Genomic DNA, 12,989 nt, shown 5'->3' with positions numbered 1-12,989 from the left:
GCCGCACGGATGCGGTCTTGTTTCTTCTTTAGCAGCAGACGTGCCAGGTGGAAAGTTTTGCGAGGGAATGGGATGTTTATTGGCTTAGCGCGCAGTTGCGGTCTGCACGCGGTCCAAAGGTGTTGCAAGCTTGCAAGGCTAGGTATTCGGGTGCAATGCGCGTGTGCGAGTTGCTCCGAGCGGCATTGCTTGCATAAAGAATAAGGAATGAGATGGTGCCCTGCAAATGATATAGCGCGCGCTCCAGGCAGAGGTGAGATCCCTTGATGCCGGACATTAGAGGCGCTTGTAGCTCACGTTAAATATCGCTTATCAAAAGCTGCTTTACAGGAATCAAGTTTTCTTGCGGATTTGACCATTATGAGATAGGGCATCTATCGGAAATTTGGAACTTATAAAACATTTCCCCCACTCAAAGTTACCTTTCGTAACCAAATATGGCCAAAATGCGCACTTCTTCCATCAGCCTTGGCGAAATTCACGTTCCAAGTACCGCAGAGGTGTCACAGAAACCGGTAGTGAGCCATCAGCCCCGTTCCCGATCGGTCGTATCCGGTATTTCACGAACTAACAAAAAAAGCGCAGGGCCACAAACACCAAATTCAAAAATAACTGGGGAAAACCCAGAATCCGTTACGGTCAAACACGTCAGGTTCAAGGATCTCTCGACGTCAACGAGCACTCCGGCGCAAATGCCAAACGTGGCGGAAAACGGTTACTACTGGCTTAGCAATCCCTTTATTCCTGCCGAGGAGTTTCCTGGTCAAGAGTTTCCTGCCAGATTAAGCCCGGCTGGCCAAGAATTAGGGAGCGGCGGTTGCGGGACCGTCACTATCTATAGAACTCCAGACCCAAACCACATCGAATTTGCTGCCAAATCAGCCTCGGGGCTGGAAGGAGAAGCTTTAGAGGCGGCCAACAGGATGCTTCACAAGGAAAGTCACATATATGGCCGTTTAAAAGAGTGGGCTGGTCGAAATAAAGAGGATTCGTCCTATGCGACCATGCAAAAAAACGTAGTCAAGATCTACGGAATGGCCGGAGTATTGAAACCCGATGTTGCCGAACGCAGGAAGAGCGGGGATGTCACGCCGTTGACTGCCGCCGACATCACCCCACTCCTTCTGATGGAAAAAGGATTTGGCGGCCTGGCGGTGATAAAGGAATTATCGCTGCGGTACGCGTGCGGCAAGCTTAAGAAACGACAGTTTGACGGCATAATGCAATGGATCGGATATCAGGTGCTTCAGGTCATAGAGTTGTTTGGAAAAGCAGGGTTAATCCATGGCGATATCAAACCTGACAATTTCATCTTTGACCGTGAGACCGGCGACCTGAAAGTTATCGACTTCGGCATTTCCGGCGAGCTTGGTGTCCATGCCAATGCTGGAACTCACACCTATGCGCCGCCGGGCGCGATTGGAGAAGGTAAAAAGGGAATCCTCCGTACTGAGCAATTCGATGTGTTTTGCGTCGCATCATCGCTATTGGAGTCAATGGAATTTGACCTTACTACCGTTATCAACGAATGGGACGGGCAATGGAATTTCAAGCATGCCAGAAACTGGCAGCCGAACGAAGGCTTGACACTTGTAGCGCATAGCAAAGATGTAGCTCACACGAATCCGTATACTGGCCTGAAAGAACGGCTCCCGGGTCATTACATTGATATTAAAAACAATGTCAATACCGCAAGAAGCGGTGGGTTTGCCTATCCCGACGCCATGAGAATGATGCAGAGCAATTCCGATCAAGCTCCCGATGCGCGCGTGGCCAGGAATCTTATGTTCTTCAAGGACGCTGTGATAAGCCATGACGAGGCCCGTAGCCTGATAAAAGACATGATGGATTCGCTCGATCCGGTGGAAAAGCCGGCTAAACAGGATCCACTTGAATTCCCCCAACGGCCAAATCTGCCTCCGGCAATCTATTGGATTGCGACCCAAGCGGACCTGTTGAAGGTGAAGTACGAACTGGAGTCCGCAGCACAGACGACTAAAGGCAAGCACTCGTCGGATACGATCCGGGAGCTGATAAAAACCTGTGCCGACTTGCTCGGCAAACTGAACGATGCTGCCAATCTTTCACCACAACCGAACAACAACCCTCTTGAGAAAGAAGCTGTTGCATCGCTGGAGAAGGAGCTTGGCGAGCAAGGTAAAAACATCACCAGTATGGCGATACGCAAGATGTCCGAGCTTGCCAACGTCGAGAAGGACCTGCCTGAGCATCTTCGCCCGATTGCCAGCAAAACAAATGCCGAGATACGTGAACTCTTGGCTCTGCCTGAACATCTGCACCCGATCGTCTTCGAAGTATGCGCCCTCCTTCTGCAGCAGAAGAATCTGAATATCGCGCTCAATCCGACTCCGTCCAAGACGCCGGAATCCGACAAGCCAATCGACTTGAAGCTGGCTCCCCACCGCTGGCATTACCGCACCGCGCTCCAGGCATGGCGGCACTGCGCTCAGCTAATTCAGCGCCTGAATCCTGTTGCGATGAACCAGCCGCAGCATGTCATGGACACCGCCAAAGTTAGCTTGAACACAAAGCTGACAGCCCTGCAGAAGAGTTTTGTTACGATCATAATCAGGCTAAGCTCTGCAGACGTGAACAGGCAAATGTCATCTGCAGGTCATCTTCTTTCGCAAGACGAACTTGATGTCCAGCTGCTTATCGAACAGGGTGAGGCGCTTCTCTCCGAAACGCATCTGGCTCCCAAAAAATCTGCTTCCGTGGCACGGCGCGTTCAAATGATGATCGATACATTGGTAAAACATGACGCACGTATCGGCTCGTTGATCACGAGGAGCGCCGGAGAACAAAATAAGGGCTTGAAAGGCGCGCTTGGTGCAATGGTGGGCCGATTGGAAAAATCGAAGGAAAACCTTACTCAGCGCCTCAAAAGATATAAAGAACTGGGGGCAAGCTTCTTCCATGGAACGGAAAAGCGCATCAATGAATTGTTATCGGAAATCTTTTCCATTCCCGGATCGACGTTTGGAAAATCGCAGCCCGACAAAAACGTGAGGGAACAGGATTTTGCGTTAGCGTTCGACATATGGTCTCGGCTGAACATGTTTGCGGGCCGGACGGATCCCGACGGGCTAGCTCAACGGGAAAAAGCGTTGACCGAATTCAGTGAGCTTGCACCACGGATGGCGGCCTTCGTTGCCCGAATGCGTCCGGTTCTGGAAGAACTGGGATTGCCGAATGACTTCGGGAAAAATCACTTCATTGAGAACAAAGATATTAGCCATTACATGCCAAGTTCACTGCGCGAGTTGCGAGAGCGCCTCATGGAAGCGCAATATGACCATGTCTCGAAAACGACGCGTCCTGGCCTAATGGAAAAGGTAAAGCTTGCGCGGCGTTTTCTTGATCAACATATTCACGAAGATATGGAGCTTGCCGCTCACGCTACCCAAGAGCGCAAAATAACACAGGAAGAGACCGATATTTTGCGTAAGCAACAAGAGAGAAAGAAAAATCTTAAGTTTCCCGACCCGCTACCGTCGCAGAAGATGGAAGAGGACTCGGCCACAAACTCGGGTGAACTCGACGCGCACAAACGTGCCCACGTTCGCCGCATGCGTCCGGTGCTGAGCGAATTGGAATTGCTGAAGCGCATACAAAAAACTGCAAGTGGAAATGAGATACCAAAGACCGAAACGCTATCGGTTGAGTTCAGCGTCGATTACGTTATTGAACGTGAGAATATCGGCAAGGATGTTGCTACATTGCTGGATCGGGCGGATGAAAAAAATGGGAATGGAGTGGAGGCTAAATTGGCCGAGTTACGCAAGCATGGGGTGATACCGGAGGATAGTCCAGAAAACGATGTAATCGATTTAAGCAAATTGAACGAATATCTGGCTCTTAAGGCCGGCCCCACGGTACCAAACGAAATCCTGGTTCAAATAGGCGTTCTTGTTAATGAAAAAAATTTATAAGTCAAAGTAGATGCTGAACAGCCATCTCGGCGCCGGCAGCCGGGGGTGCGACGGTGACGCTGCCGGACACGCGCCCGCCTTCTTCAACCACCAGCTTGCCGTAACTGATTTGGCCGGTCACCGAGCCGGTTGCGTATACGATCAACTTTTGACGTGCCACCAGTTCGCCTTCAAAACGACCATAGATTTCCGCCACATCGACGTTGACGGTTCCCTTGAACGAACCATTGCTGGCGATCTTGAGCATGCGGCTATCGTTCTTCGCTTCGACGTCGCCATCGACGACCAGCGTCTCGCAGTTGCTGATTTCGCCGACCAGCTTGACGCCACGTCCGATGACCAGATGGCTATTCTCGGCGGCATGCAAACCTTCTCTCGTCGCGCATTGCCCTGGATTTTCTGCCGCGTTTCCCTCGATATGCGGCGATGGCTGGTGTGACGGCGCCGCCGGTTCATGCTCTTCATCTGTTGGGCGATGAACATCGTGCTGCTGGGCGTGATTCGATCGGAGGGAGCGTACTACCTCTTTCGGCGTGTTGCGATAAACGTTCGTGCGCGAATTCGATGCGCCTTGCCGTACGTTCGCGATTATTTTTTCAAAGAGATTGGCGTGTTGTCCCATTGGGTGGCTCCGGTCGAAGAAGATTTAGGATGCGGGAGAAGTCGTCGAGAGTATGACAAGCAGCCATACTTCCCGTTACTGTCCGCATGCAGGCACTTTCCCAGACGAGCGTCGCGCTGCGGATACCTGCATTCTCCGGTGCTGAGTGGCTCGACACCAAATCCGGTTCCCGCCTTTGTTCGACTTTTCAACTCCACTCTCTGTCAAAGCGGTAATGCCATCGTCAGCCGTGCGTTGCCAGATGCCAACTGTCGGACATTGCCGGCGACATCAGGTCCCGGAGCCTTCATCTGCCGCATGCCGCTCGGCCAGACGGCTCTCGAGCATCTCGTTCAATTCGCGCAGTATTTCTTCATCGCGCTGGCGGTCGGTAATATCGGTCGCAATTGCGCAGATCGCATACACTTCGCCGGTCAGATCGCGTAGTGGCGACGTCACCAATATGTAGGTGTGCAACTCGTCGCCATGCGGCAGAACTTCTTCACATTCCAGGCCTGCGCCGCTGGCGATGATTTGTTCGTCGATGGCGCGCAAGGCTTTCGCGATCTCCGGCGGGAAGATTTCGTCATCGGTCAGGCCCAGCAGATTACGATCAGGCCCGCCGAACAATTCCTCGAACCGCCTGTTGACAAGCATGTAACAACCATCGAGATCCTTGACATAGATGATCGTGGTCGAGGTGTCGATGATAGCTTGCAGCAGCGCCTTGCTTTCGAACAGCGCCTCTTTCGCCATGAGCAGGTCCGCAGTCCGCTCTTCCACGCGCTGCTCGAGTTGACGGCGCAAGCCATTCAGGGAAAGATGCGTCTCCACGCGTGCCAGCACCTCGACCGGTTCGATAGGTTTGACGATGTAATCGACTCCGCCCACGGTAAAGGCGCGCACCTTGTCCCAGGCGGCGTCCAGGGCGCTGATAAAGATGACCGGTATGTCGCAGGTGCGAGGATCCGCTTTCAGGCACCGGCAAACTTCGTAGCCGTCCATCTCCGGCATCTTGACGTCCAGAAGCACGATGTCTGGCAAGGCAGTCTCCATGACTTGCAAGGCGACGGCGCCGGAGTTGGCCGCCATGACCGCATAGTTTTGCTCGGAAAGCATACGGACCAGCAAGCGCAGATTGGCCGGGGTGTCATCCACGATCAGGATCTTTGCGCGGGGACTAGGCGCAATTTTATTGACATTGGGGGACATAATTGCCTTGTTCACCATCAGCGAAAAAGAAAGTTTGTTGGATGATGCTTCTTGTGAGCAAAAAAAGCTACCCTGCGCGCGAGAATTATGCGGCATCCATTCGCAACTATGACCGACTGATCGGTATCGCTGCGCTCGATCTGGCCGAATTCGATGCGCAGGCGTTGAACCATGCCGACGCGCTTTCGCGCATCGATGAAGCACTCCCATTGGTCTCGAATCATCCCGATCGCTACTACCGCGTCGTTGGCCTGATCCTGCGCGCGGCAGTGCTGGCGTGGCTGGTTCGGGTCGCAGCGAGTGCCGCTGCGCTGGCCAGCGTGGAAGAAGAAGCCGATCTGCGGCTTTCCAATGAAAACAGGATACGTTTTGATGTGCAGTTAAAGGAAACCGAGAACGGCCGGCTGTCACGTGCAGCGTTCAGCGGCGCTATGTCCCGGCATCCGTGGCATTCGGCCCGACATCCTCAGCCGTCAGCGGCTTTCTCAAAGCTGGCAAGCTTGTGTACTCGTCGGCGCCGACATCGTGGCGCGTGCGCGTCTGTCCATCCATGTCGTCGGTGAGGAAAGGATAATGGCCTACCGCAGCATGGTGCGCCGGCCCGTTTGACGACAGCTTCCGCAACCCGTCGACCTCCACCAGCATCGGATCGACGGTTCGGATTTCAGCGGACGTTCTGGAGACGTTGCCGGTCGTGGCACCGAAGCCGATATTGCCAGCAAAGACGGTATTGCTTTTCATGTTTTCGTCGTAGAGCGTTCCTGTCGTATTGACGACGATGTTGTTGGCGACGATGCTGCCGACCGGCGCAAGCGACTTGCTCCCGCCGATCACGATACCGGTCGTGCTGCCCACAATCGTGTTGTTGACCACCAGTGCGCGATAGATGCGCCAGTGCATGCGCAGCTGCTCTTCGTTCGGCGTGGATGTATAGCCGTTGGCGCCGCCGTCATAACTCCCCGCATCGAGGACGATCGCATTGCCGGTCAGCTTGTGCAGATAGTTGTTATACAGCTTGTGGTCGTTGCCGTAGATCCGGAATCCGCCGACATCCTTCTTGACGCCGTCATTCAACAGATAGTTGCCGTAAAAGCTGTTGTTGTGACCGTGCCGCGCGGTCACCTGCCCTTGGTTCCGGATAAAGGTATTGAAGCGAACCGTATTGCGGCCGCTCTTGACCGATATCACCTCGGGGTCGCTGTCGCAATGGACGAACAGGTTGTTCTGGATCACAGTGAATCCATCCGACATCGATGCCACGGACAGGCCGACGCGTATCGTCTCGCCGCCATTGTCGGCCAGTCGAACGGCATCGTGAAAATGGTTTTTCTCGATCAGCGTATGCCGCGGGACTTGTTCGTTGACTTGGTCCAGCGCAATCATTTGACCGACTCCTTGACGCGGGCCGAAATCATTGTGATCGATCTGGTTGTAATCGCTGCCTGCACCGTCGATCACGATCCATTTGGTGGGCGCGCTGTTCTTCGCCAGGGCGAAGGTGTTGCCGGTAACACGGACGTGATGGCTGGCCGAAGACAGCGACACTGCGGTTCCCTGGTTGACAAACTTCAAGCCTTGCAGTGTCACGTAAGAAGCGCTCTCGAATTCAAAACCGGCTTTTCCTGAAATAACCGCGCCGCCCGGATTTGCCGCGACGATAGTGATCGGGCTGCCCGACCTGCCATTCTTGCGCGTGATGGTAAACGGACCGGTATAGCTGCCGTCGGCAAGCCGGATCACGACACCCGCCGATGCGTTGTTGATGGCGTTCTGCAGTTGCTTAGCATTCGACACTTGCACCGCCGGCATCGTATCGCCCGGCGTCGGTATGGCTTCAGGCGGCGTGGTCGGCACCAATGGCGGCACCGGCGGCGCATCTTCTCCACCGGGCGGGTTCCCGGGTTGCGGTGCAACGATCGGCGGTGGCAGGGCCGGCGTTTCAATGTCGCTTCCGCTGCCTCCGCCGCAGCCCGCCTGACCGAATAACAGGATCATGCAGATGGTCGCCGTTTGTTTGTGCCGCATAAGCTCCCTACAGGTTTGTGGCGCCTCGCTAGTGCGATGTGCCGTCATGTTGGACAACCGTCTCTGATCAAAACGCTACCCGCGCTGGTCCGACATCGACGGTATAGTCGCGGCTAAATCACTCCAAGCGCGCCTTGCTTCAGCAAGCGCTCGATCTGTGACGCGGGTGCCGGCTCGGACAGGTAAAACCCTTGAAGACGCCGGCAGCCGAAATTTCTCAGCATGTCGACCTGTTCCGGCGTTTCAACGCCTTCCGCGATGGTGTCGAGATGCAGCTGGTTGGCGAGATCGATGATCGTCTGCACGATCAGCTGGCCGTTGACATCATGGGTAAGATCGCGAATGAAGGATCGGTCGATCTTTACTGCATGGACTGGCAGCTTGCGCAGGTAGTTCAAGCTTGAGTAGCCGGTGCCAAAGTCATCTATCGCGAGCCGCACGCCTGCATCGGCAAGTTGCCGCAGCTGCCTCATCATGTCGTCCATGTTCTGCATCAGCGATGTTTCGGTGATCTCGATTTCCAGCAATGACGGATCGATCTCTTCCTCGCGCAAGGCGCGCAGGAGCAATGCAGCCGGGTCGGGGCCCTGAAACTGTTGCGGCGATAGATTGATGGCTACCGGCACCACTGTGCCCAGGCTTCGTTGCCATGCGCCGATTTGCCTGCATGCCTCGCGTATTACCCAGTGACCGATAGGCATAATCAAACCGTTGTTTTCGGCAAGAGGAATGAACTCTTGCGGCGGCACCATGGTCCCGTCCGGAAGTTGCCAGCGCAGAAGCGCTTCCAGCGAACACACCTCAAAGTGATCGATATTGACGATGGGCTGGTAAGAAAGCTGAAACTGCTTCCCCGACAAGGCCCGGCGCAAATCCTGATCGAGATTGAACGCGCGCTTGACCGCGTGCTCGATATCTTCCGTGAAGATGCGCAGGTTGTTACCACTTTCCATGTTGCTGCGGTTGAGAGCCAGGTCTGCCTTGCATAGCAGCGTATCGGCTTCGCGTCCGTGTTGAGGGAACAGGCTGATGCCGATCGACGCGGTCACATACAGGGCAATGCCTCCAATGGAGAGCGGGGCCGAGAGCAGGTCCAGTATGCGCTGCGCGACTTCCATTGCTGCATGTGCATCGCCGACATGGCTGAGCGATACCACAAATTCGTCGCGGCTCGACTGCCAGCAATGGTCCGCAGGACGGATGGACTCCCGGATGCGGATCGCGAGCTGTTCGATGAACTGCTCGCCGGCTTCGCGCCCCAGCATGTCACAGATAAACTTGACCCGATGAAAACCAATGAACAACACGGCAACGTGCCGGTTACGCGCCTGCGCTTCACGCAATACCCGACCGAACTGTTCTTCGAGCCGCGCACGTCCGGTAATGCGTGCATGTGCCGCATGATGCGTATCCGGCGCCTGGCCTGAACCCGTTGAGGAGGGAAGGTGCAGCTGCGCATTTCCCTGCGCAGTATGGACCCGCTCCTCCTTGTCATCCCTGCGTTCAATAAATTCCTTGATGACCCATACCGTCGTGGCCGAGCCACCTTCGACCACTGAGGTATGCACCATCGTTCTCACCCAGATCGCTTTGCCGTTGCGAGCGGTGGCCGGCATTTTTCCGGTGACCACGACGCTGGCCTGCGCCTGTGCGGACGCGCTCGCCTGTTTCAATTCCTCGCTAACGACGGGGAAGAATGCGGATAACGGCATTCCCTCCATGTCGGCGGGGCTGTAGCCGAATATCCTCCCGGCCTCACTGTTGCAACGGCCGACCACGCCCTGGCGGACAATCATCAGGCCGACCAGCTTGTTGGTCGTAAGAGAGCGTTGCAAGGGCAGCGGCAAGTCGATTTCTTCGCTTGAGAGCTTGTACATCTTCTTTGGCCGGTTGATGGTTATTCGACTGCAAGCGTCAGTGCCTGCAGAGTTCAGATAGACCGTTATTAGCGAGAGCCATGCCAGCGGGAAGGCAATGACAAAGAAGAGGTAAGCGTTTGAAAATAAACGCTATTTTTTATATCCGTCGAGATGTGGGGAATCGGGTAGTGCGAAGTTGCATGCCGTCCTGAAGAGGGGATTGCAGCGCTGCATGCAAGGCGGGGCAGGCAGGGAAAAGAGCTTTCCCCTGCCGAGAAGCTTATTGTTCGGCGGGTTTCTTGTAATCCGACAGGTCCATGTCGTAGAGCTTCATTTTGCGATACAGCGTCGAATAATTGATTTTTAGCTCATTGCAGGCGTTGGTTGCGGCGCCGTCATGGCGCTTGAGGGTTTCCGCGATCACGGCTTTTTCAACCGCTGCAATGATCTCGTCCAGCGACTGCGGTGCAACCGGCGCTTCGGCCTGCCCGATCGAGACGGGTATTCCGAGCTGGAACTGCTCTGCCACATTCCGCAGTTCGCGTACATTGCCCGGCCAGTCGTAGGTCAGCAACTGCTGCTGGATCTCACGGTCCGGTATTGCCGGCGGCTGCCCGAAACGCAGCGCCGCTTCATGCAGAAAATGGGCAAACAGTTGGGTAAGATCTTCTCGCCGTTCGCGCAGCGGCGGAATCTTCAGGGTCGCGACGTTGAGCCGGTAATACAGGTCGATGCGGAACTTGTCCTGGGCGCTGTGATCCTTGAGGTCGACCTTGGTTGCCGCGACCACGCGCAGATCGACCGGCAATGCCTTGTTTTGGCCCAGCCGCTCGACTTGCCGCTCCTGCAGCACGCGCAACAGCTTGGCTTGCAGATGCAGCGGCATTGCTTCGATTTCATCAAGAAATAGCGTCCCGCCGCTCGCGTATTCGATCTTGCCGATGCGCTGCTTCGCAGCACCGGTATAGGCGCCCGCCTCATGCCCGAACAACTCGCTTTCGAACAGCGTCTCAGGAATGGCCGCACAGTTGATCGGCACGAAGTTTCCTTGCCGCCCGCTGAATTCATGCACGCAGCGTGCAACCATTTCCTTGCCTGAACCGGTTTCGCCAAGAATGATCACATTGGCCGGCGCCGGCGCGATGCGCAGGATCAGATTGCGCAGCGCCTGCATAGCGGCGCTTTGTCCGATCAGGATGCGCTCAATGCCGGCCGCGAACGTGAGACGTTGCAACAGATTGCGATTCTCGACGGTCAGCCGGCGTTGGGCCGCTGCCCTGCGTATGACCGTAATGAGATGATTCTTGTCGAACGGCTTTTCAAGAAAATCGTAGGCGCCCTTGCGGGTTGCGTCGATTGCAATCGGAATGCTCCCGCGCGCCGTCATCAGTACGGTCGGAAGCTCCGGATCGACCTCCCTGATCCGCTCGATCACCTTGAGTCCGTCGAGCGTGTCCTTGTCGCTCAGATACAGGTCCGTCAATACGACATCCGGCTGTATTGACGGTAACTGCTCGAGCGCGAGATCCGATTGTTCAAATGCGAATGTTTCGAATCCGGCACCGCTCAAAGCTTGCTTCAGGCTGTGCCGGAGGAGATCATCGTCTTCAATCAGCACTACCTTGTAGTCGCTGCTGACTTCATCGGCTTGCTGAATCAATGTGTCTCTCCATTTGCCCGTGGCAGCTGAATGACGAACTCCGCGCCGCCGTCGGGGTGATTGCGGGCACCCAGGTGTCCGCCCATTTCGGTAATGACTTCATTGGATAAGGCCAGACCGAGTCCTATCCCCTTACCCGCAGGTTTGGTTGTGAAAAAGGCTTCGAACAGTTTTTCCATCGCTTCGGGTGCAATTCCCGGTCCATGGTCGCGCACGCGGATGGCAAGGAACTCACCTTCCTGCGCGGCCTCCACGTGAATGCGCTTGTCCTCCGTGTTCGCAGTCGCATCCATGGCATTGTCGATCAGGTTCACGATGGCCAGCGCCAGTCGGTCGACATCGGCGACGACTGGCTGGTCGATGACCTGGACCTGCAAACGGTATTGTCCGGTCTTGATCTTGGGTGACAGGATCGTGCGTGCGCGTTCCACCGCCTGTCCTACCGACACCGCCATCTTGTTGGTCGCCGTTTTTCGGGAAAAGCCTTCCAGCTGCCGCGACAGTTCGGCCAGCTGGTCGGTTGCCTGAAGCAGCATCGACAGGTTCTCGGCGGCCGCCTTGGTTTCGCCGCGCTCGATCAGATCGAGCGTATTCTCGACCAGCAGATGCATGCTCGCCAGCGGACGTTTGATCTCGTGATTGACATTGGCGACCAGCCGTCCCACAGCAGCCATTTTTCCGGCATGAACAAGCGCCTCGTGATTCCGGCTGCGCTCTCGCTCGGCTTTTGATTCGACATTAAGCAATCGCGCGACATTGCTGCGAAACTGCTGCAAGGTTGGATTCGCGCTATTTGCGGACAGCGCCAAAGCAGGGGTGCCACGGCCCAAGGTTCGAATATCGATCTGATCGCCAGCCTCGGTCCCGATCAGGTTCTGCCCCGGTTGCAACGGTGCGTGATGACGTAATCTGCGTGCAATATCCATGTTGACTCCAACCCCATTTAGAGCAGCTGCATCGTGCCAGTCAAAGCATGGGCAAGCTCACTTGACGACGCAGCAGCGGATAGCCTCCAATATTTTTTTATTATTTACGTAAACTTAAACAAAGAAACTTACGCTGTACTTACTCTGCTGTATTTCCTCGGTATTGTAGGACTGTTTCCTGGGTTCATGCATGGCAATTTCAAGGCCGTTTCAGAATGGAGTTGCCACATCAATAAGGTATCGCACGGCAATATGCATGATATGAAAACATCAATATGCCGCGTACTTAAAACGCGGATCTTTCACCATGGTGTCGATCGCCCGTTTAAGGCTTTCAAACAGAGCCGGGTTCGTCACCTCCACTATGCGACTTCTTGCAAAAAGCGCATTCAATCTGTCCGTCGCGTCCTGTGTCAATTCGGCGAATTCCATGAAACTTTGGGTTGCCGTCCAATCTTCTTCCAAGTACTTCGGCTCGGAAGAATAGAAATTTGCTGTCTTTGGTCTTGATTAACGTCTGCCTGTCCGATACAGCCGTGCAGCATGTTAATCACCGGGTCGTACCACTTCTGACGACCTTGATGCATGATGAATGCATCCTTATAGAGCCAGACTTGATTCTTGAGTGGTGGATGAAAATCAAAAGTTCTTGAAGAGGCAACTGGAATGTCGGTCGCTCGTCAGCACTTCGTTCGGTAATTCGTATTCACTGAGTTCAATAGCTCGTACGTACCCATTCCGGCACCGTAATCA

At 55.0% G+C, this 12,989-nt stretch carries 8 protein-coding genes; 1 reads left to right on the top strand and 7 read right to left on the bottom strand.

Annotated features, from left to right (window positions below; translation table 11 throughout):
• The first annotated feature begins 437 nt into the window (after positions 1-437).
• A complete protein-coding gene (locus tag D3871_RS26115; RefSeq protein ID WP_119772004.1) occupies positions 438-3,953 on the top strand; it encodes a protein kinase domain-containing protein in 3,516 nt (1,171 codons plus the stop codon).
• A gap of 1 nt (position 3,954) precedes the next feature.
• On the opposite strand, the gene D3871_RS26110 is transcribed toward D3871_RS26115, so the two are convergent.
• From D3871_RS26110 to D3871_RS26080, 7 genes are all read right to left on the bottom strand, one after another.
• Positions 3,955-4,575, bottom strand: a complete 621-nt coding sequence (locus D3871_RS26110; protein WP_119772003.1) for a bactofilin family protein — start codon at positions 4,573-4,575, stop codon at positions 3,955-3,957.
• 270 nt (positions 4,576-4,845) lie between these two features.
• The gene (locus D3871_RS26105; RefSeq protein WP_158598069.1) at positions 4,846-5,712 is read right to left on the bottom strand and encodes a response regulator; all 867 of its coding nucleotides are present in this window, start codon (positions 5,710-5,712) and stop codon (positions 4,846-4,848) included.
• Between the two features lie 483 nt (positions 5,713-6,195).
• Positions 6,196-7,761, bottom strand: coding sequence for a polysaccharide lyase 6 family protein (locus tag D3871_RS26100; protein ID WP_158598068.1), 1,566 nt, complete (start codon positions 7,759-7,761; stop codon positions 6,196-6,198).
• Between the two features lie 143 nt (positions 7,762-7,904).
• Positions 7,905-9,668, bottom strand: a complete 1,764-nt coding sequence (locus tag D3871_RS26095; RefSeq protein WP_119772000.1) for a sensor domain-containing phosphodiesterase — start codon at positions 9,666-9,668, stop codon at positions 7,905-7,907.
• A 262-nt stretch (positions 9,669-9,930) separates the two neighbouring features.
• Positions 9,931-11,310 (bottom strand): sigma-54-dependent transcriptional regulator, encoded by a 1,380-nt coding sequence (locus D3871_RS26090; RefSeq protein ID WP_233575828.1) that lies wholly within the window; start codon positions 11,308-11,310, stop codon positions 9,931-9,933.
• A complete protein-coding gene (locus tag D3871_RS26085) occupies positions 11,307-12,236 on the bottom strand; it encodes a sensor histidine kinase (RefSeq protein ID WP_119771999.1) in 930 nt (309 codons plus the stop codon). Before D3871_RS26085 ends, D3871_RS26090 begins: the two co-directional genes overlap by 4 nt.
• 270 nt (positions 12,237-12,506) lie before the next feature.
• A complete protein-coding gene (locus D3871_RS26080) occupies positions 12,507-12,701 on the bottom strand; it encodes a hypothetical protein (RefSeq protein ID WP_119771998.1) in 195 nt (64 codons plus the stop codon).
• Between the last annotated feature and the right edge of the window lie 288 nt (positions 12,702-12,989).

It is taken from the genome of Noviherbaspirillum saxi, assembly GCF_003591035.1.
GTDB classification, from domain to species: Bacteria; Pseudomonadota; Gammaproteobacteria; order Burkholderiales; family Burkholderiaceae_D; genus Noviherbaspirillum; species Noviherbaspirillum saxi.
Note: the sequence above shows the minus strand (reverse complement) of the source record. Positions and strands in the feature narration are given on the sequence as shown.